This window comes from Streptomyces sp. OZ13, from assembly GCF_052068155.1.
Lineage (GTDB): Bacteria > Actinomycetota > Actinomycetes > Streptomycetales > Streptomycetaceae > Streptomyces.
In genome coordinates this window covers 58,994-79,328 of sequence record NZ_JBQHCZ010000005.1, presented here as the reverse complement: position 1 = coordinate 79,328, position 20,335 = coordinate 58,994, and the positions used below count along the sequence as shown (strand labels likewise).

Sequence of the window (20,335 nt, the reverse complement as noted above, 5' to 3'; positions counted from 1 at the left end):
GGTGCGTGCGCCGGACGCCGCGGACGTCCGCGGCGCGGGGGTCAGAGAAGGCCGAGCTCGCGGACCGCGTCGCGCTCCTCCACCAGCTCCTGCACCGAGGCGTCGATGCGGGTGCGGGAGAACTCGTTGATGTCCAGGCCCTGGACGATCTCGTACTTGCCGTCCTTGCAGGTGACCGGGAAGGAGGAGATCAGGCCCTCCGGGACGCCGTAGGAACCGTCGGACGGGATGCCCATGGAGGTCCAGTCGCCCTCGGCGGTGCCGTTGACCCAGGTGTGGACGTGGTCGATGGCGGCGTTCGCGGCCGAGGCGGCGGACGACGCGCCACGGGCCTCGATGATCGCGGCGCCGCGCTTGGCGACGGTCGGGATGAAGGTGTCGGCCAGCCACTGCTGGTCGTTCACGACCTCCGCGGCGTTCTTGCCGGCGATCTCCGCGTGGAAGACGTCCGGGTACTGGGTGGCGGAGTGGTTGCCCCAGATGGTGAGGCGCTTGATGTCGGAGACGGAGGCGCCGGTCTTGGCGGCCAGCTGCGAGATCGCGCGGTTGTGGTCCAGGCGGGTCATCGCGGTGAAGCGCTCGGCCGGTACGTCCGGGGCCGCGGCCTGGGCGATGAGGGCGTTGGTGTTGGCCGGGTTGCCGACGACGAGGACGCGGATGTCGTCCGCGGCGTTGTCGTTGATGGCCTTGCCCTGGGGCTTGAAGATGCCGCCGTTGGCGGACAGCAGGTCGCCGCGCTCCATGCCCTTGGTGCGGGGGCGGGCGCCGACGAGGAGGGCGACGTTGGCGCCGTCGAAGCCGACGTTCGGGTCGTCGGTGATCTCGATGCCCTTGAGCAGCGGGAAGGCGCAGTCGTCGAGCTCCATGGCGGTGCCCTCGGCGGCCTTGAGGCCCTGCGGGATCTCGAGCAGGCGCAGCTTGACCGGCACATCCGCGCCGAGCAGGTGGCCGGAGGCGATGCGGAAGAGCAGCGCGTAGCCGATCTGGCCGGCCGCGCCGGTCACGGTGACGTTGACGGGAGTGCGGGTCATGGCGATCTCCGTAAGACAGCTGGCGGTGGGCAACACTGCCCCTCGTACGGGACCTCTCGTCCACGCCCGGGGTGAATCTTGACGTGAAGAGATTTCCAGCGGTCAGGCTATCCGACCCGGGCACGGACCGATCCACGCCCCCTTGTGGCGCGTCTCACCGTCCGCGCCACAAGGTGTGGGTCACGGTGCGGTCGTGCAGCCCTCCGTGCCGGTCGTGAGCGTGGCGCACGCCTTGGCGTCGGCCGGGTCGGGCGCGGCCGCCATCGGGGTGTACGCGTCCTTGTCGGCGTTGACCAGGGCGCTCGCCCGGGCCTTGCCGCCGACGGCTATCCGCACCGAGTCCCCCACGGCCGCCTTGGTGATACGGGCCCATGCCGCGCCGCACACCTGGCTGTGCCGGACCTCTATCACCGCCGTGCCGACGGTGGCCGTCGAGACGGTCTTGGCGTATTCGCCGCCGCAGCCCATGATTTCCGGGTCCTGGCCGGCGCAGTCGGCGCCGTTGCACTTCACTCCGGCCGGCAGCTCGGGGGCGGTGGTGGTGGGCGCGGCCGAAGGGCTCCGCGTCGCCCGGTCCTCGCGTCCGTCACCGCCGTCGCCGTTGACGAGGAACCAGCCGCCCGCGGCCACGATGAGCACGCTCACCACGGCGGCCGCGACGAACGGGCCCTTACGGGGGCGCCTGCCCGGACGCCCGTCCGCGGCGGGGCCGCCGTACGCGCCCGGGTCGGCGGGTCCGGCAGGGCCGCCGTACACGCCGGGGCGGGGCGGGTTGCCGTACGCGCCGGGCGCGCCGGAGCCTTCCTGCCCGTGCAGGCCCTGCGGCGGTGAGCCGGCGGGGCGGCCGTACGGGTCGGCAGCGGGCCCTCCCGTACTGCCGTGCGGTCCGGGGCCGTACCCGCCCGCCGGCACGCGTCCCGCCGCGTCCCTGGGCCCACCGGCACGTCCCGCGCCGCCGGGCCGCGCGGCCGGCGGCATGGTCGGGCCCGGGCCGCCGGCACCGCCGAGCGCCTCACGCGCCTGCGAGATCCGTATCGCTTCCATCGTCATGTCGTGGCGCGCCTCGGCGCGGCTCCAGGCACGCTCCGCCAGCTCCCACATGGTGGTCACATGGCCGGCGTCGGTGCCGGTCACGTCGGCGAGCGCGACGGCCGCGCCCTTGGGCGCGAGAAGCCGTCCGTTGAGATAACGCTCCCAGGACGTCCTGCTGTAGCCGGTGCGGTCGGAGACCGCCGCGATGCTCAGTCCGCTGCGGTCGACGAGCCCGCGCAGCTGGCCGGTGAACTCGCGTACCTCCGGGTCCAGCCCCTCGGGCAATTCCTTCCAACGAGGCATTGGTACTTCCCCCTTGTCCCCCGAATGTGCTTTGTATACCCCCCGTGCAGCCGACGGTCCTCGGATGCGGCCCCAGTGTCGCATCCGTAGCACGACGATCACACCGTGGCGGAATGGTCACTTCCGTGCCACAGGCCACAGTCGTCCCTTGAACGGATTTGGCGCGTCCATGACTCTTGAAGCACGACGGCGCCCGTCCTCCCTCGGGGGAGAGGACGGGCGCCGTCGCCCGTTTCCGCCGCGCCGCTTCTCCGGCATCCGTCCCGGCGCGGTCACGGCGCCAGATGGTCGGCCATCTTCTTCTGCAGACCGGCGTCCAGCGTGTCCAGGAACTGCTCCGTTGTCTGCCACGGCTGGTTGGGCGAGATCAGCAGGGCGAGGTCCCGGGTCATCTGTCCGCCCTCCACGGTCTCCGCGCACACCTGCTCCAGCACCCGGGCGAACCAGGTCACCTCCGGCGTGCCGTCCAGCCGTCCCCGGTGGGCGAGTCCCCGCGTCCAGGCGTGGACGGAGGCGATGGGGTTGGTGGACGTCTCCCGGCCCTGCTGGTGCCGGCGGTAGTGGCGGGTGACCGTGCCGTGGGCGGCCTCGGCCAGGACGGTCCTGCCGTCGGCCGACATCAGGACCGAGGTCATCAGCCCCGGCGAGCCGAACCCCTGCGAGATCAGCGCCGACTGGACCTCGCCGTCGTAGTTCTTGCACGCCCAGAGGTAGCCGCCCTCCCCGCGGAGCGCGGCGGCCACCATGTCGTCGATCAGCCGGTGCTCGTACGTCAGGCCCTCCCGGGCGAACTCCGCCTTGAACTCGGCGTCGAAGACCTCCTGGAAGATGTCCTTGAACCGGCCGTCGTACCGCTTGAGCACCGTGTTCTTCGTGGAGAGCAGGACCGGGCAGCCGCGGGCCAGGCCGTAGCGGAACGAGGCGCGCGCGAAGTCGCGGATCGAGTCGTCGTGGTTGTACATGCCGAGCGCCACGCCCGGCCCGGGGAAGTCGTGCACCTCCAGCTCGACCGGGTCGGAGCCGTCGCTGGGCGTGTAGGTCATCGTCAGGGTGCCGGGGCCGGGGATCTTGAGATCGGTGGCCCGGTACTGGTCGCCGAAGGCGTGCCGGCCGACGACGATCGGCCTCGTCCAGCCGGCGACGGTTCCGGGGACGTTCGCCATGATCACCGGCTCCCGGAAGACGACGCCGCCGAGGATCTCTCGCACGGTCCTGTTCGGCGAGCGGTACATCGCCTTGAGGTTGAACTCCTCGACCCGCGCCTCGTCGGGCGCGATCGTGGCGCACTTGATGCCGACGCCGTACTTCCTGACGGCGTCGGCGGCGTCGAGTGTCACCTGGTCGCCGGTGGCATCGCGCTGCTGGATGCCCAGGTCGAAGTGGATCAGCTCGACATCGAGATACGGCAGGATCAGCCTGTTCCTGATGAACTGCCAGATGATGCGGGTCATCTCGTCGCCGTCGAGCTCGACGACGGGACCGGCTACCTTGATCTTGGCCATCGGGTGAACGTCCCTCTCGCGCGTCGACCGGCCCGGTGTCACGGTGAGTGACACCGGGCCATCTCGACTTCAAGCTACTCGCGTGAGAGGCCGACCCTTTGGACCCGGGCGCTAACGCACCGTGAAATGAACCGCGTCCTCGAGGAACGGCACGTCCAGCCACGGTTTCGGCTGCGCCACCAGGGCGAGCAGCACGATCAGCGTTCCGAGCAGCCCGTACGTGATCATGTCCGTGAAACGGGAGCGGACGGCGAGCATGCCGACGGACGGCGTGACGCGGCGCAGCACGGCACCGAGGAGGAGAGCCGCGCCGACCAGCATCGTGCCCACGCGGAAGGCGTCGGCGAAGGCGTTGGTGCCGACGATCAGCAGGCCGACTCCCGTCAGGGAGAGCACCGCGAGCAGCGGCCACTGCCGTGCCGGGGCGGGCGCGTCCCCGGGCGCGGCCCGCCCGCCGCCCTCGGGCCGGGCGGTGTCCAGCGTGACGGCGGGCGGCCTGCGCGAGCCGCCCCTGGGGTCGGGGTCAGCGTCGACCCGGTGCCCGTCGGCCGCCGGACCGTCGCCCGGTCCCGCTCCCGCTCCGTCCTCGGCAGCCTCGGGTGCGTCGTCCGTTGAGGCCGCGGCGGCCGCGGAGGCCGAGCCGGGGCGCGACGCCGTACCGGCAGCCTCCGCGGACGTGCCGGACACCGCCTCCGCTGCGGCCTCTCCGGAAGCCGTGCGAGCCCGGCCGGAAGCGGTGCGGGCCTCGCCGGAAGCGGTGCGGTCCGGGACGGCCTGGTCCGGACCCGGGGCGCCGTCGCCGTCGCCCGGCCCTCGGGTGCCGCTGCTGTCCGCGCGTACCACCATGGGTCAGCCTCTTCCCGTCAGGCCGCGGACTCGGCCGACGCCGCGCGCTCGGCGGCCTCGACCACGTTCACCAGCAGCTGCGCGCGCGTCATCGGGCCCACGCCACCGGGGTTGGGGGCGACCCAGCCGGCCACCTCCGCGACGCCGGGGTGGACGTCGCCGACGATCTTGCCGTTCTCGTCACGGCTGACGCCGACGTCGAGCACGGCCGCGCCGGGCTTGACGTCCTCGGGCCGGACCAGGTGCGGCACACCGGCCGCGGCGACGATGATGTCCGCCTGGCGCAGGTGGGCGGAGAGGTCACGCGTGCCGGTGTGGCACTGCGTCACGGTGGCGTTCTCCGACTTACGGGTCAGCACCAGCGGCATCGGCCGCCCGATGGTGATGCCGCGGCCGACGACCACGACGTTCGCGCCCTTGATCTCCACGCCGTGGTGGCGCAGCAGCTGGACGATGCCGTACGGCGTGCAGGGCAGCGGCCCCTCGATGCCCAGCACGAGCCGGCCGAGACTCACCGGGTGCAGCCCGTCCGCGTCCTTGGCCGGATCCATCAGCTCCAGGACGCGGTTCGCGTCGATGCCTTTGGGAAGCGGGAGTTGGACGATGTAGCCGGTGCACTCGGGGTTCTCGTTGAGCTCCCGTACGACCGCCTCGATCTCCTCCTGCGTGGCGGTCCCGGGCAGTTCGCGCTGGATCGACGCGATGCCCACCTGCGCGCAGTCGCGGTGCTTGCCGTTGACGTACCAGCGGCTGCCCGGGTCGTCCCCGACGAGCAGGGTCCCGAGACCGGGTGTGATCCCCCGCTCCTTGAGGGCCGCCACCCGGGCGGTCAGGTCGGACTTGATCGCGGCTGCGGTGGCCTTGCCATCGAGAATCTGGGCAGTCATGCCCCCATCCTCCCGGATGGACCCGTCCCGGTTCCAATCCGCCCGGCCTCCGTCTCGACGGGCGGATGGCCGAGAGGTTGCACTTGCACAACACCTGTGGATACCGGCTGGACAAAAAGTCCACTCTCAGACGACGATGAGCCGCGCAGTGCCGCGGGCAGTGCCGGGGGGCAAAACAGTAATAACAGCACAGTTCCTCCGCTCGGGCCGCGTCGTCCCCGCATTTCCACACGGAGGAACCCGCCATGAGCTTCGGCGACCCGAACAACCCCTACAGCCAGCAGCAGGGCCAGCAGCCCGGCTACGGCTACCCGCAGGCCCCGCCGGTCCAGCCCTACGGCGGCGGCGGCTTCCCGACCGGCCCGCAGGAGATGCCGGGCGGCGTCAAGGCGGCTCGCGTGATGCTCTACATCATCGCCGGCTTCCAGCTGATCGGCACGATCCTGTTCGCGCTCAGCGCGGTGGCCATCGGCAAGGCGAAGGACGACCCGGCGCTCAGGGACGACGTCCAGTTCCAGGACCTCGCCGACTACTCGTCGGGCGTCCTGTGGCTGCTCACGCTGCTGGTGCTGGCCTGGGGCGTCTTCGCCATAGTCCTCGCCGTCAAGTTCGGCAGCGGCGGCAACGGCATCCGCATCGCGGCGATGGTGTTCGGCATCATCACCGCCATCCTGGGCATCTACCCGTTCATCCTGGTGGGCCTCGTGCACACCGTCCTGGCGATCCTCGTGACCGTGTTCGTCGGCAAGTCCGACGGTGGCGCCTGGTTCAACCGCCAGCGCGTGTGAGCCCCTCGCCCCGCACCGGCCGAAGGCCGTGAGACCCCCGGGTCTCACGGCCTTCGGCCTTTTCCGGCCGGCCGACTTTCGTGCCACACCGGGCGAACGCCGTGCCCTTGCCCGTACCTGTCCCTACCCTGGCGCTGATTCCGTCGGGGGAAAGGGATTGGGATGTACAGCATCGTCGTCGTACCGGCATCCTGCGTCACCGCACAGGAACAGATCAGGCTCGCACCGGGGGACACGCTCCGCTTCGGCCGCACACCGGCGCCGGGCGGCGGCGGCCGGCAACTGACCATCCCGCACCCGTGCGTCTCGCGCGCCGCGGGCGAGATCACCGCCTCGGGCACCTACTGGTCGCTCAGCAACCTCAGCGGCACGTCCACCTATGTGGTGGAGAACCCGGAAGGTGCCGGGGAGCACATCAAGATCGCACCCGGGCGCATCGGCGCACCCGTGCCGTTCGAGTTCTCCCGCGTCGTGCTGCCCGCGGACGAACCGGTCAGCTTCGACGTCTGGGCCCCGCGCCACGACTACGCCGACGCCGAAGGGACCGACCCGGACGGCGAACCGACCGCGCTGGCCTTCGCGCTGGACCGCACCAAGCGCTACTTCCTGGTGCTCACGGCCCTCTGCGAGCCCCGCCTGCGCGGCGCGCTCCACGCGCCGCTGCCCACCGTGGAGCAGGTCGTGGAGCGGCTGCGGCCGGTGTGGCCCACGGCGAACCGGGCGGCCGTGCAGTGGAACATCGACTATCTCGCGGTGAAGCTGCGCCTCAAGCCCGGTCCTGACACCGTCGACCAGGGGCCGCGGCTGAACGGCAAGAAGGAGTCCCTCGTCTCGCTGGCACTCCGCTTCGACCTCGTACGCGAGGACGATTTACCGGCGCTCGCCGTCGCGGCGACGAGCGGGACCGTGCGATGACCGCCCCGGGGCCGTACGGCATCGCCGCCGTGCCCGCGGGCTACCGCGTCGGGGCGTGGATCGTCGACGAACCGCTGGGCGCCGGGGCGTTCGGCAATGTGTACGCGGCGCGTCACACCGCTCCGGAGCCCGGCGGCCCGGCCCGGGCCGCCCTGAAATTCCTGCCGACCGGCACGCACACCCCACGCCAGCTACGGCATCTGCGGGAGCTCGCGGAACGGGAAGTGGAACTGCTCAGCAGACTGCGCTCGCCACGCCTGATCCGGATGTACGAGGCGCTGACGGTCGACGACGCCGCCCACCCCGAGCTGGACGGTGCCACCGTGCTCGTGCTGGAGGCCGCACAGGGCTCGCTCGAGACACTGCTCGCGAGGGAGAACCGGCCGCAGGCGGGACCCACGCTGCTGACGCAGGTCTGTGAGGGGCTGCACCAACTGCACGGCGCGGGCTGGGTGCACGGCGACCTCAAACCCGGCAACGTCCTGCTGATGCCCGACGGCACCGCCCGCCTCGGCGACTTCAACATGGCGGCGGAACTGGAGGGCACCCACGCTTACGCGCCGGCCTTCGCGACGGCCGACTACACGCCGCCCGAGCTGCTGTGGTCGGAGATCGGCGAACGCGGCCGCAAGGTACGGCAGACCGCGGACATCTGGGCCTTCGGCGTTCTGGCGCACCTGGTCCTGACCGGGTCGTTACCCATGCCCGGAGGCTCCCCCGCGGCCCGCCGCGACGCCGCCGTGCGCTACGCCCGCGGCGAGGAGGAACTGCGGCTCTCCCCGGAACTGCCCGCGCTCTGGCGGGAGATCGTCGAGGACTGCCTGGCCCGCACGCACGAGGAACGGGCCAGGCACGACGCGACGTCCCTGCTGAGGCGGACGGCGGACGCGGCGGCCGGACTCGTACCGCGCCGAAGACGGGCGCGGCGTCCGCTGCTCGCCGTGGCGGCCGGCGTACTCGCCCTGGCGGCGGCCGGCTTCGGCGTGCGGATGCTGGTCGCCGACGACCCGGCCACGAAGCCACGCGCCGACGCGGCCGCCGGGCCCACCGCGAGCCCGAGCACGGCCGGCGGCAACGGGACGGCACAGACGGCCACGGGCTACGACCGCTGTGAGCCGGGGTCCGTCTGCTTCTTCTCCGAGGCCGGCGGCGAAGGCAGGATGTGCGCCTGGGAGGGCGACGACCCGGACTGGTTCGACGGCGAGAACGACTGCTCCTGGGCGTCCACCGACCGCCCCCGCTCCCTCTTCAACAACGGCACGCCCGACCCCAAGGGCTTCATCCACGTCACCTACTTCGCGAAGCCGGGACTGCAGCAGCCCCTGGGCTGCGTCGAGAAGGGACAGCGGCAGGATCTCGCCGTGGACTCCTCCGTCCTGTCGCACACGTGGGCCAAGTCCTGCTGACCGCCACCCTCTGACGTACGAGGTACCCCCTGCCCGGCTCCGGCGCGATGGTGGTGATGCACCGCCGAACGGGCGGTGCGCCGAACGGGGGGCAGGGCATGAGAGGCAGGTTCATCGCCGCGTGTGCGGTCGCGGCGGCCTTGGCGGCCGCGGCGGCCGGGTGCACACAGGAGGACGGCGGGCAGGGGGCGTCCGCCGCCGCGCCGGGCCGGCATCCGGATGGGAACGGCCCGGCCGCAGAGCTGGGCCACGCCGACGAGCTGCGGATCTCGGACGCCGAACAGCGCCTGGTCAAGCAGTGCATGAACCGGCGCGGTTTCCCGTTCTCGGAACACCGGCCGCTCACCCTGGAGGAGAGCCGCCCGGTCGGCTACGTCCAGGACGACGCCGACTGGGCCCGCGAGCACGGCTACGGGAGCCGTATCGAGGCCAAGAGCGACCGGGCCAGACGGCACAATCCGAACCTCATCCATCGCAACAGCCTCTCCGCCGAACGGCGCGCGCTCTACGACACCGCGCTGGACGGCGGCCGGGACGCCGCCGTGCTCACTGTCGAGGTGCCGGGCGGCGGCGGAACCATCCGCAAACGCACCGGCGGTTGCGTCGGCGAGGCCGAGAAGCAGTTGTACGGCGACCAGAAGACGTGGTTCCGGGCCGAGAAGGCGGCGCTCAACCTCCGCCCGCTGTACGTCGCGGATCTTCTGCGGGACCAGCAGTTCGGCCAGGCCGTCAAGGCATGGTCGGCATGCATGACACGTGCCGGCCACCCCTACCCCGACCCGGAGGCCGCCCGCGAGGGTGCCCGGCGGACGGCCCGGGACCTGCCGCCGGACAGGGCGTTCGCCGTCGAGAAGAAGATCGCCACCGCCGACGCCCTGTGCGCCCGGGACGGCTCGCTCAGAGCCGTCGGCCGGCAGCGCCAGGCCCACTACATCGGCACGTTGCGTCCCGAGTACCGCGAAGCGCTCGACACCCACCGACGTCTCCAGCGGAACGCCCTGGCGCGTGCCGAGGAGATCGTGGGCCCCCGCGCCTGACGGGCGGCCCCCACACCCGCACCACCTCACACGAAGACGAACGGGAGTTCATCATGCGCAAGTTCACCATGACCCTCGCCGCGCTCGGCCTGGCGGCCGTCGGCCTCGCCGCACCCGCCACGGCGGCCCAGGCGGCCCCGGTCGCCCCGGCAGGGGTCGGCTGCGACAACGCGTGGCCCGGCGGCAGTGACGGCTACGTCCGCGCCTGGGACGGCTACGACTGCTCCGGCGCGTACCTCGGCGGAACGCAGGGTGACGACCCCAACTGGGCCGACGGTTCCGGCGTGTTCACAGGGTCCGACAACGACCGCGCGTCGTCCGTCATGAACAGCGGCTACTCCGGCGGCGAGGACGTCGTCGCGTTCTACCGTCACGCGGGCTACACGGGCGGCTACAACTGCCTCAAGCGGGGCGAGCTGTACGTCGACAACCTGTCCCGCAACACGTACACCACCGGCTACAACATGAACAACAGCATCTCGTCGCACCAGTGGGTGTACGCCAGCGGGTGCTCGCGCTTCATGAGCTGAGCCCGCGGCACGCGTGCGGCCCGCCGGTCCATCCGACCGGCGGGCCGCACGCCGTGCTCGCACGGCTCAGTGGAAGAAGTGCCGCGTCCCCGTGAAGTACATCGTCACGCCCGCCTTCTTCGCCGCCTCGACCACCAGCTCGTCGCGGACCGAACCGCCCGGCTGGACCACGGCCTTGACGCCCGCCGCGGTGAGGATCTCCAGGCCGTCCGGGAACGGGAAGAACGCGTCCGACGCGGCGTACGCGCCCCGGGCCCGGTCCTCGCCGGCCCGCTCGACCGCGAGCTTCGCGGAGTCGACGCGGTTGACCTGGCCCATGCCGACGCCCACAGAGGCGCCGTCCTTGGCGAGCAGGATGGCGTTGGACTTGACCGCGCGGCACGCCTTCCAGGCGAAGGCCAGCTCGGCCAGCTCCTCGGCGGACAGGGCCTCGCCCGTCGCCAGGGTCCAGTTCTCCGGCTTGTCGCCGTCCGCCTGGAGGCGGTCGGTGACCTGGAGGAGCGCACCGCCGTCGATGGGCTTGAGCTCGACCGGGTTCGCCGGGGCGCCCTCGGCGCGCAGGACGCGGATGTTCTTCTTGCGGGCCAGGACCTCGACCGCGCCGTCCTCGTACGCCGGGGCCACGATGACCTCGGTGAAGATCTCGGCGACCTGCTCGGCCATCGCCACGGAGACCGGGCGGTTGACGGCGATCACGCCACCGAACGCGGAGAGCGGGTCGCAGGCGTGCGCCTTGCGGTGCGCCTCCGCGACGTCCGCGCCGATCGCGATGCCGCACGGGTTGGCGTGCTTGATGATCGCGACGCAGGGCTCGGAGTGGTCGTACGCGGCCCGGCGCGCGGCGTCGGTGTCCGTGTAGTTGTTGTACGACATCTCCTTGCCGTGCAGCTGCTCCGCCTGCGCGAGGCCGCCGCTGCCGGAGGTGTAGAGCGCGGCGGGCTGGTGCGGGTTCTCGCCGTAGCGCAGGACGTTCTCGCGCTCCCAGGTGGCGCCGAGGAAGTCGGGGAAGTCGCTCTCGTCGGCGGGCGCGTAGGAGGAGGCGAACCAGGACGCGACGGCCACGTCGTACGCGGCGGTGTGCTGGAAGGCCTCGGCGGCCAGGCGCTTGCGGGCGGCCGGCTCGAAGCCTCCCTCACGGGCGGCGGTCAGCACGTCCGCGTATCGCGCCGGGCTGGTGACGACCGCGACCGAGGGGTGGTTCTTGGCGGCGGCACGGACCATCGACGGACCGCCGATGTCGATCTGCTCGACGCACTCGTCCGGGGTCGCGCCGGAGGCGACGGTCTCCTTGAACGGGTACAGGTTCACGATCACCAGGTCGAAGGGCTCGACGCCCAGCTCGGCGAGCTGCCGCTGGTGGTCCTCCAGGCGCAGGTCGGCGAGGATGCCGGCGTGCACGCGCGGGTGGAGGGTCTTGACGCGGCCGTCCAGGCACTCGGGGAAGCCGGTGAGCTCCTCGACCTTGGTGACCGGGACGCCCGCCGCGGCGATCTTCGAGGCGGTGGAGCCGGTGGAGACGAGGGAGACACCCGCCTCGTGCAGGCCGCGGGCCAGCTCCTCAAGGCCGGTCTTGTCGTAGACGCTGACGAGTGCGCGGCGGATGGGGCGCTTCGTACCTTCGGCGGTCACGGGATTGTTACCTTTCGTCCCTCAATGCGGTAGCCGTGCCGGGCCAGACGCCCCACGACCTCGACGAGCAGCGAGCGCTCGACTTCCTTGATGCGCTCATGGAGAGCGGCTTCATCGTCCTCGTCCCGGATCTCGACCACGCCCTGGGCGATGATCGGGCCGGTGTCGACGCCGTCGTCGACGAAGTGGACGGTGCATCCGGTGACCTTCACGCCGTACGCGAGGGCGTCGCGCACTCCGTGGGCACCGGGAAAACTGGGCAGCAGCGCCGGGTGGGTGTTGACGATCCGGCCGCCGAAGCGGGCGAGGAACTCCTTGCCGACGATCTTCATGAAGCCGGCCGAGACCACGAGGTCGGGCTCGTAGGCGGCGGTGGCGGCGGTCAGTGCGCGGTCCCACTCGTCGCGGGTGGCGTGGTCCTTCACCCGGCACACGAAGGTGGGCAGTCCGGCCCGCTCGGCCCGCTCGAGACCCGCGATGCCGTCGCGGTCGGCGCCGACGGCGACGATCCGGGCGCCGTACCCGTCGGGGTCGGCGGCGATGGCGTCGAGCAGGGCCTGGAGGTTGGTACCGGACCCGGAGACCAGGACGACGATGCGGGCGGCGGCCACGGGGACTCTTTTCGCGTTACGGTGCGGCTTACGGTGCAGCTTTGTGCGGTCGTACAAATGGAGCGCATCCCCGGATACGGGGAACTCTACGAAGCGGTCGACCGTCAGCAACGATACCGGCACACAGCACGGCCCCCACGGGACGGGGGCGTGGCCGGAAGGTAGCGTCTGGGGGCAGGGCCCGCGCCCAGGCGGTCCCGATCAAGGGCATGACGAGGGGAAGACGTTCACCAGATGCCGGACCGACGCCGTCGTACGGACCTCCTGTTGCCGCGGGAGCGCCAGTCCACGGACGACAACAACCCCTTCGCGCCGCCGCCGGAGGGCAGGCCGGACCAGCCGTGGCAACCGCGCCACCCGTCGTCCGACGACGACTCCTCCTCGTCCTCCGGCCGGTCCGGCGGCGACGGCTCGGACAACGGCTCGGAATCGGGCTCCGGATCGGGCTCGGGCTCGAACTGGGGCAGCCAGTGGAGCAGCCGCCAGCCCGGCCGCTCTTCGGGCGGCGGCTTCGGCGGCCGTCCGCGCCCCGACGGCAACGGCGGCCAGGGCGGTCCCGGGGCCCCCGGCCTGCGCTGGGACCCGACGGACCCCGCGCAGCGGCGGGCACGGTACGCGCTGCTGTCGGGCATGTGGGCGTTCTTCTTCGCCCTGTTCGACTTCCCCGAGATCGCCCTGTTGCTCGGTGCCCTCGCGCTGTACTGGAGCATCAGCTCCCTGCGCGCCAAGCCCCGGCGCCGGGTCGACGCCGACGCCCTGACGACGGGCGGGACCCCGGCGAACGCACCGGCCGCCCCGCAGCACGCTCCCGCGTCCGCGCCGCCCGCCTCCCCCGGCAGGCCGCAGATCACGGCGGCGGTGAGCGGCCTCGTCATGGCGAGCATCGCGCTGCTGATCGTGGCGGCGTCCTTCACGGCGCAGCTGGTCTACCGCGACTACTACACCTGTGTGAACGACGCACTGACCAAGTCGGGGCAGCTGGCCTGCAACGAGAAGCTCCCGGAGCCCCTGCGGGGCGTCCTGGGCGTCAAGGAGTAACACGCGCGACAGCGCACGGGAGCCGCGCCGCAGGTCAGTGGGCGGCTTCCTCGGAGGGCTCGGGCGGATCCCCGCCCGGGCCCTTCGCCGTCTGCGACGCGGGCGGCGAGGCGGACGGCGAGATGGGCGGCGAGGCGGGCGGGGACGCCGGGGCGGGCCCCGGCCCGGCGTCGGACTCGGACCGGCAGTCAGGCTCGGGCCCGGCCGGTGGTGCGGGTACCTGAAGCGGGGGGAAGTCCGGCATCAGGCCGCCGGAGGACTCCTTCAGCGCGGTCCAGCGGTCCTCACGGGGCCCGCCGGCCGTCCAGGTGTCCGCCGGGAGGAAGTCGTACAGCTCGGACTCGTCGTCGAGCGGGCCGGACCCGCCGTCGAGGTCCGTGTCCGACGGCTCCTCCCCCGCCGCCGGAGCCGAGGGCGCCGGGGACGTCGCCGGTACCTCCACGAACGGCACCGCGTCCCCTTGCCCTTCGACCTCGGCGCCGCCACGGCGCAGCAGCCCGCGCAGCCCCCGGCCGGGCGTCCGCAGCCGCCACGCCCGCAGCGCCAGCGCCAGCGGGACACCCGGGCCTGCCGTCCAGAGCAGGGCGGCGCCGCCGGTGAGCCACCACACGGGGCCGAACTCCGAGAGGCGGCCGGTCCCGAGCGGACCTCCGGACGCCGCGGCGAGCAGGCACATGAGCACGGCGCAGCCGACCGCGCCGAGCAGCACCGTGAGGGCGGTCCCGCCGGAGCTCCAGGCGCTCTCGCGCTCACCGTGCCGCGGGGCCGCCGCTCCCACCGTGAACCAGGCGAGCACCACGCCCGCGACGAGGGGCACCGCGACCGCCGCCCAGTGCAGCGGCGTGCCGGGCCCCTGCCCCGGCACCGCCGCGAGCAGCGGGAAGTCGGGCAGCGCGGGCGTGCCGGTCGCCGCGAGCGGTGCCGCCGTCGCGCCCGTGCCGAGGCTGAAGCCCGGCCCGAGCCCGTAAGCGGCGCCCCACACCGCCGCGTTGGGCAGCAGCGCGAGCGCCAGCAGAGCGAGGGCCGCCCGGCCCGACCACTCCCCGGACAGGCCCAGGAACGACTCCTGTGCGGCCCGCCCGTGCCAGACGGTGGAGGTCACGGCCAGCACCACCCCGCCGACGATCAGGGTGAGCGTGCCCGCGCCGGCGGACCGCAGCGCGGCGGACACCCTGGCATGGGCGACGGCCGCCCGCAGCCGCTGCGGCACCCGGGCCGGCAACGGTCCCAGCGGCCGGCCGCTCGCGGTCCAGGCCCCGGTGGCCGCGGCCAGGAAGGTCACGAGCGGCAGATGGACCAGTGCGCTCAGTGGGTCGGCGGCGAAGGAACCACCGGCGACGTAGAGCACGACCGGCGCACCGACCATCACGTAACCGCTGGCCACCATCGTCGGCGCGCTCCAGGCGGACGGCCTCGGCCGGCCATCCGCCGGTTCCAGGGCGTCGCGTGCCGCACGGTGGGCCAGCCAGACGGGCACGGCGACGAGCAGCAGCGGCACGATCCCCATGGGCGCGGGCGCCCCGGAGAGCGTGTCCGTCCGCACGAGTTCCGTGCCGTGCGCGAGCAGCCACAGCGCCGCCGCGACGTGCAGCGCGTCGGACGGGTCGCTGTCGGGGAAGGGCGAGCTGATCCACATCACCATCACGAGCACGGTGATCACGCCGAGCCCGAGTCCGGCCGCCGTCGCGCCGCGTACGAACGACGCGACCAGCGCGACCGACGCGCCGCCCTGCACGGCGACCGGGGCTTGCGGCACTGGGTGGCTCTGTTCGGTCACTTGGGTCACGCGGCCATGCTGCCAACGACACGCGCTTTATCCATGTAACGGGCGAATGACCGATGTGTCGCCCAAGATACGTTTATGTGCTTTTTCGTCGAGTGCAGTGCCGTGAGGGGCCCTTCATGACCGAGAGCATCACCCGCTCCGCGTCCGGAACCCCCCTGCCGCCCCCGAAAGAACGGCGCAGGCTCCGAGAGGCGAATTCCCTCTCCGAGGACGAGGTCGCGACGACGATGGGAGTCACCCGGGCGACGATCCGGTCCTGGGAGACCGGACGCACGAACCCCAGGGGGCGCAAACGCCAGGCGTACGCCGGGCTGCTCGCCGCCCTCGACACGCAGACCGTGGAGAGCCCCCCGGGCGGCGGGCCACTGACGGACGACCGGGACCTGAATGGCAGGGGCGAGGACGGCGGGGACGGAGACCGGGACCCGAACGGCAGGGACGAAGAGACCCAGGGCGAAGACGGCCGCGTCCGCACCGCACGGCCTACCCGCACGGCGCAGCCCACGGCGAACACCCGCCCCCGCCCTGTCGTGAAACGCGCCGCGAAACCGCCCACGATCCTGCCTCCGAGGCCCGTCGGCAGGCCCGGACCGCCGTCCGCGACGGCGCCCTCCGCCGAGGTCCCGCGTGCCGTCGGCTCCCTCGGCCCGGCGGCCCTGACCGTGCCGGCGCCCAGCCCGGAGGAGGCGTTCGACGTGCTCTACGCGGGCGCCGCCCCGGACCTGGTGCGCCAGACGTATCTGCTCACCGGACGCCGGCGGCTCTCCCAGGAGTCGGTCGAACGTGCCTTCCACCACGCCTGGCAGCGCTGGCCGGAGGTCGCCGTGGACCGGGACCCGGCGGGCTGGGTGCGGGCGGTCGCGTACGACTACGCCATGTCCCCGTGGAACCGGCTGCGGCCCACGCACCGGTACCCCGACGAACCGCCCGCCGAGGAACCCCGGCGGGAACTGCTCGAGGCGCTGCAGGAACTCCCCACCTCCTACCGCCGCGCGCTGCTGCTCCACGACGGCCTGGGGCTCGGACTGCCGGACACAGCGGCGGAAACGGAGGCGAGCACCCCGGCCACCGCGAACCGTCTCGTGCACGCGCGTGAGGCCATGGCCGAGCGGCTCCCCGAACTGGCGGACACGAGCCTGCTGCGGGACCGGCTGGGGGCGCTGGCCTGCGCCGGGCCCGCACCTCTCATGACACCGGCGTGCGACGTGCGCAGCGGGTGCGAGCGCAGGGCGCGGATGTGGACACGGGTGGCCGTCGCGGCGACCGCGCTGATCGTCGCGGCGACCGCCTTCACCTTCGTCACGGCGCCACGGCAGTACGATCCGCCGCTCTCGCCGGCCCAGCAGATCGAAGGCGTACCCGCACCGCAGTACGGGCCGCCCCGGCTGACGAATCAGGACAAGGCGCTTCGCGACAAGCTCCGTTCGGACCCGGCGAACGGGCCTGGGCGCCTCGTCCCGCTGCACGGCTGACAGGCTCGTTCCGATACGCGTGCGGGCCCGCCCCGGTCACCCGGGGCGGGCCCGCACATGTGCTGCGAAAGGTCAGCCGGCGAGGATGGCGCGCGCCAGCTTGGCCGTCTCGGTCGGCGTCTTGCCGACCTTGACGCCCGCAGCCTCGAGGGCCTCCTTCTTCGCCGCGGCGGTGCCGGAGGAGCCGGAGACGATGGCGCCGGCGTGGCCCATGGTCTTGCCCTCGGGGGCGGTGAAGCCCGCGACGTAGCCGACGACCGGCTTGGTGACGTTGGCCTTGATGAAGTCGGCCGCACGCTCCTCGGCGTCGCCGCCGATCTCACCGATCATCACGATCAGGTCGGTGTCGGGGTCCGCCTCGAACGCCGCGAGGGCGTCGATGTGCGTCGTACCGATGACCGGGTCGCCACCGATGCCGACGGCGGAGGAGAAGCCGATGTCACGGAGCTCGTACATCATCTGGTAGGTCAGCGTGCCGGACTTGGACACGAGACCGATGCGGCCGGGCTTGGTGATGTCGCCCGGGATGATGCCGGCGTTGGACTGGCCCGGCGTGATGAGGCCGGGGCAGTTCGGGCCGATGATGCGGGTCTTGTTGCCCTTGGACTTCGCGTAGGCCCAGAAGGCGGCGGAGTCGTGGACGGCGATGCCCTCGGTGATGACGACCGCGAGGGGGATCTCGGCGTCGATCGCCTCGACGACGGCGGCCTTCGCGAAGGCCGGCGGCACGAAGAGGACGGAGACGTCGGCGCCCGTCTTCTCCATGGCCTCGGCGACGGAGCCGAAGACCGGTACCTCGGTGCCGTCGAAGTCGACGGACGTGCCGGCCTTGCGCGGGTTCACGCCGCCGACGATGTTGGTGCCGTCACCCAGCATGAGCTTGGTGTGCTTCATGCCCGTGGCGCCGGTCATGCCCTGGACGATGACCTTGCTGTCCTTGTTCAGGAAGATAGCCATGGTTCTAGATCCCTCTTCCCTTACTTCGCAGCAGCGGCGAGCTCGGCGGCCTTGTCGGCCGCGCCGTCCATGGTGTCCACGCGCTGCACTAGCGGGTGGTTGGCGTCGGAGAGGATCTTGCGACCCAGCTCCGCGTTGTTGCCGTCGAGGCGCACGACCAGCGGCTTGGTGACTTCCTCGCCCTTGGACTTCAGCAGTTCCAGGGCCTGGACGATGCCGTTGGCGACCTCGTCGCAGGCGGTGATGCCACCGAAGACGTTGACGAAGACGGACTTGACGTCCGGGTCGCCGAGGATGATCTCGAGGCCGTTCGCCATGACCTCTGCGGAGGCGCCGCCACCGATGTCGAGGAAGTTGGCGGGCTTCACGTTGTCGTGGGCCTCGCCGGCGTAGGCGACGACATCGAGGGTCGACATGACCAGACCCGCGCCGTTGCCGATGATGCCGACCTCGCCGTCGAGCTTGACGTAGTTGAGGTTCTTGGCCTTGGCGGCAGCCTCGAGCGGGTTGGCTGCGGCCTTGTCCTCGAGGGCCTCGTGGTCCGGCTGGCGGAAGTCGGCGTTCTCGTCGAGCGACACCTTGCCGTCGAGGGCGATGACCTCACCGCTCGCGACCTTGGCCAGCGGGTTGACCTCGACGAGGAGCGCGTCCTCGGCGATGAAGGTCTTCCACAGGGTCACCAGGACCTCGGCGACCTTCTCGGCGACCTCGGCCGGGAACTGGGCCTGGGCGACGATCTCGCGGGCCTTCTCGATGGAGACGCCCTCGTTGGCGTCGACCGGCACCTTCGCCAGCTTCTCGGGGGTCGTCGCGGCGACCTCCTCGATGTCCATGCCACCGGCTACGGAGGCCATGGCCAGGAAGGTGCGGTTGGTGCGGTCGAGGAGGTACGAGACGTAGTACTCCTCGGCGATCTCCGGAGCGGTCTCCGCGATCATCACCTTGTTGACCGTGTGGCCCTTGATGTCCATCCCGAGGATGTCCGTCGCACGGGCGACGGCCTCGTCCGGAGTGGCGGCCAGCTTGACGCCGCCGGCCTTGCCGCGGCCGCCGACCTTCACCTGCGCCTTGACGACCGACTTGCCGCCCAGTCGCTCGGTGGCCTCGCGCGCCGCCTCAGGCGTGTCGATGACTTCACCGGCCAGCACCGGTACACCGTGCTTGGCGAAGAGGTCCCTCGCCTGGTACTCGAACAGGTCCACGCGCGTCCGTCCCTTTTCTGATGATCGCGGTTCGTTGTCTGCGTGGGCGTGCCGCGAAGGGCAACGTGACTGCTCTTGTCACAAGGGAGGCACACACGGTGTCCGTGGGCGCGGCATGTCCGCCTGGCAGGTTATCCCCGCCGGAGGTGCGCCCCTAAATCGCAGATCACACCTGAGCGGTGATTACGGTCACAGAGCGCACCCCGATCATACGGCCGGACGGGGGCCGAAGGCCTCCCACGACGCAAGGGGCGGGACGCCACCGGAACCCCGGTGACGTCCCGCCCCTGCCGCTGGTTGCCTGGTCAGGCACCTGACGGGCGCCTCGGCGCGGGGCTGCTCAGATGCCGTACGGGAGGTAGCTCGGGGTCACGTCGGAGACGACGTCCTGCACCCCGCCGACCGCGTTGCCGGCGAGCGGCGCCGCGTCGCCCGTGACGTTCGTCGCAATACCCTGCGCGAACGGCTGGACCTCGGACACCACGCCCGCCGCGAACGGGTCCACCTGGCCGGTCAGGCCGTAGGCCAGGTCGCCGGCGCTGTCGCCGACGCCCTGCGCGAGCGGCTGGACGTGGCCGGCCACGGTGTCGACCAGCGGCTGGACCTCAGCGACCACACCGGCCGCGAACGGCTGCACCTCGCCCGCGACGCCGCCGGCGAAGGGCTGCACCTCGCTCACGACGCCCGTCGCGAACGGCTGCACCTGGCCGGCGACGCCGCCGGCGAACGGCTGCACGTCGGAGACGACGCCCTGGGCGAGGACGCCCGCGTCACCGGCGGCCTGAGCGGCGACCGGCTGGGCGCCGGCCACGGCGGTCGCGACGACGGGCGGCAGCACGGCCGCGGACGTCTCGTCGACGATGGGGCCGGACGCGTCGACCGCGCCCTGTGCACGGGCCTCGGCAGCGGCCGGGGCCTCCTCCAGCTCGTGCGCGAACGCGGACAGGGGACCGAAGAGGTAGTCGATGTCGGCGTCGACGGCCGGGGCGGCGGGGACGTCCACCGACGGGGCCTCGGGGGACGGCAGGCGGACGTCGGGAACGGACGGCGCCTCGTACGAGGGGAGCTCGCCCTCGACGTACTCACGGGCCTGGTCCGCGGCACCGGTCGCCACGTCCTGGACGTCGGCCTCGGGCAGCAGCGCGTCGGCGCCCGGGTCCACGTCGGTCACCACGTCGAGGGTGGCGTCGACGGCCTGGTCCGGGGTGGACAGCGGCACGGAGGCGGGCGCCTCGTCGGCGCTGGCCACGGCGGTCCCGAGGGCCCACATACCGGTGGCGGTGGCCGCGACCGCGATGGAGCGGCGGATGTTCTTGTGCATGTTCGGTGATTCCTTCGAATTCGTTCGGCGGTCCGGAGAACA

General features: G+C 72.3%; 18 protein-coding genes. 7 read left to right on the top strand and 11 right to left on the bottom strand.

Going from position 1 to position 20,335, the window contains the following annotated elements; translation table 11 throughout:
- Positions 1-41: 41 nt before the first annotated feature.
- The 5 genes from ACTMTU_RS13800 to ACTMTU_RS13780 form a co-directional block, all read right to left on the bottom strand.
- Positions 42-1,031: a malate dehydrogenase gene (locus ACTMTU_RS13800; protein WP_441263774.1), complete on the bottom strand. Its 990-nt coding sequence runs from the start codon at positions 1,029-1,031 to the stop codon at positions 42-44.
- 180 nt (positions 1,032-1,211) lie between these two features.
- Positions 1,212-2,366: a helix-turn-helix domain-containing protein gene (locus tag ACTMTU_RS13795; RefSeq protein ID WP_441263773.1), complete on the bottom strand. Its 1,155-nt coding sequence runs from the start codon at positions 2,364-2,366 to the stop codon at positions 1,212-1,214.
- A 272-nt stretch (positions 2,367-2,638) separates the two neighbouring features.
- Complete coding sequence (locus ACTMTU_RS13790) at positions 2,639-3,868, bottom strand: NADP-dependent isocitrate dehydrogenase (RefSeq protein WP_441263772.1); 1,230 nt, start codon at positions 3,866-3,868, stop codon at positions 2,639-2,641.
- Positions 3,869-3,979: 111 nt separating this feature from the next.
- Positions 3,980-4,714, bottom strand: a complete 735-nt coding sequence (locus ACTMTU_RS13785; protein WP_441263771.1) for a DUF3017 domain-containing protein — start codon at positions 4,712-4,714, stop codon at positions 3,980-3,982.
- A 17-nt stretch (positions 4,715-4,731) separates the two neighbouring features.
- Positions 4,732-5,601 (bottom strand): bifunctional methylenetetrahydrofolate dehydrogenase/methenyltetrahydrofolate cyclohydrolase, encoded by an 870-nt coding sequence (locus tag ACTMTU_RS13780; protein WP_441263770.1) that lies wholly within the window; start codon positions 5,599-5,601, stop codon positions 4,732-4,734.
- 245 nt (positions 5,602-5,846) lie between these two features.
- Between ACTMTU_RS13780 and ACTMTU_RS13775 the strand changes: the two genes are divergently transcribed.
- The 5 genes from ACTMTU_RS13775 to ACTMTU_RS13755 all read left to right on the top strand — a co-directional run bounded on the left by ACTMTU_RS13775 (position 5,847) and on the right by ACTMTU_RS13755 (position 10,277).
- Positions 5,847-6,389, top strand: coding sequence for a hypothetical protein (locus tag ACTMTU_RS13775; protein WP_441263769.1), 543 nt, complete (start codon positions 5,847-5,849; stop codon positions 6,387-6,389).
- A gap of 162 nt (positions 6,390-6,551) precedes the next feature.
- The gene (locus ACTMTU_RS13770) at positions 6,552-7,304 is read left to right on the top strand and encodes an FHA domain-containing protein (protein ID WP_441263768.1); all 753 of its coding nucleotides are present in this window, start codon (positions 6,552-6,554) and stop codon (positions 7,302-7,304) included.
- Complete coding sequence (locus tag ACTMTU_RS13765; protein WP_441263767.1) at positions 7,301-8,710, top strand: serine/threonine-protein kinase; 1,410 nt, start codon at positions 7,301-7,303, stop codon at positions 8,708-8,710. Before ACTMTU_RS13770 ends, ACTMTU_RS13765 begins: the two co-directional genes overlap by 4 nt.
- 98 nt (positions 8,711-8,808) lie before the next feature.
- Complete coding sequence (locus ACTMTU_RS13760) at positions 8,809-9,747, top strand: hypothetical protein (RefSeq protein WP_441263766.1); 939 nt, start codon at positions 8,809-8,811, stop codon at positions 9,745-9,747.
- 53 nt (positions 9,748-9,800) lie between these two features.
- Positions 9,801-10,277: a hypothetical protein gene (locus ACTMTU_RS13755; RefSeq protein WP_441263765.1), complete on the top strand. Its 477-nt coding sequence runs from the start codon at positions 9,801-9,803 to the stop codon at positions 10,275-10,277.
- 66 nt (positions 10,278-10,343) lie between these two features.
- Here ACTMTU_RS13755 and purH read toward each other — a convergent pair whose 3' ends face one another.
- Both purH and purN read right to left on the bottom strand, forming a co-directional pair.
- Positions 10,344-11,906 carry a bifunctional phosphoribosylaminoimidazolecarboxamide formyltransferase/IMP cyclohydrolase gene (gene purH, locus ACTMTU_RS13750; RefSeq protein ID WP_441263764.1) on the bottom strand — a complete coding sequence of 521 codons (1,563 nt, stop codon included), beginning with the start codon at positions 11,904-11,906 and terminating at the stop codon, positions 10,344-10,346.
- A complete protein-coding gene (gene purN / locus ACTMTU_RS13745; RefSeq protein WP_441263763.1) occupies positions 11,903-12,517 on the bottom strand; it encodes a phosphoribosylglycinamide formyltransferase in 615 nt (204 codons plus the stop codon). The genes purH and purN overlap by 4 nt, the downstream gene beginning before the upstream one ends.
- Positions 12,518-12,751: 234 nt before the next feature.
- Here purN and ACTMTU_RS13740 point away from each other — a divergent pair, with 234 nt between their 5' ends.
- A complete protein-coding gene (locus ACTMTU_RS13740) occupies positions 12,752-13,555 on the top strand; it encodes a hypothetical protein (RefSeq protein WP_441263762.1) in 804 nt (267 codons plus the stop codon).
- A 34-nt stretch (positions 13,556-13,589) separates the two neighbouring features.
- Here the strand turns inward: ACTMTU_RS13740 and ACTMTU_RS13735 are convergent, their stop codons facing one another.
- Positions 13,590-15,341, bottom strand: a complete 1,752-nt coding sequence (locus ACTMTU_RS13735) for a cell division protein PerM (RefSeq protein WP_441263761.1) — start codon at positions 15,339-15,341, stop codon at positions 13,590-13,592.
- 116 nt (positions 15,342-15,457) lie between these two features.
- Here ACTMTU_RS13735 and ACTMTU_RS13730 point away from each other — a divergent pair, with 116 nt between their 5' ends.
- Positions 15,458-16,813: a sigma factor-like helix-turn-helix DNA-binding protein gene (locus tag ACTMTU_RS13730; protein ID WP_441263760.1), complete on the top strand. Its 1,356-nt coding sequence runs from the start codon at positions 15,458-15,460 to the stop codon at positions 16,811-16,813.
- Positions 16,814-16,885: 72 nt separating this feature from the next.
- Here ACTMTU_RS13730 and sucD read toward each other — a convergent pair whose 3' ends face one another.
- The 3 genes from sucD to ACTMTU_RS13715 form a co-directional block, all read right to left on the bottom strand.
- Positions 16,886-17,770, bottom strand: coding sequence for a succinate--CoA ligase subunit alpha (gene sucD, locus ACTMTU_RS13725; protein WP_053557004.1), 885 nt, complete (start codon positions 17,768-17,770; stop codon positions 16,886-16,888).
- Positions 17,771-17,790: 20 nt separating this feature from the next.
- Positions 17,791-18,972 (bottom strand): ADP-forming succinate--CoA ligase subunit beta, encoded by a 1,182-nt coding sequence (sucC, locus tag ACTMTU_RS13720; RefSeq protein ID WP_441263759.1) that lies wholly within the window; start codon positions 18,970-18,972, stop codon positions 17,791-17,793.
- Between the two features lie 340 nt (positions 18,973-19,312).
- Positions 19,313-20,293, bottom strand: coding sequence for a hypothetical protein (locus ACTMTU_RS13715; protein ID WP_441263758.1), 981 nt, complete (start codon positions 20,291-20,293; stop codon positions 19,313-19,315).
- Between the last annotated feature and the right edge of the window lie 42 nt (positions 20,294-20,335).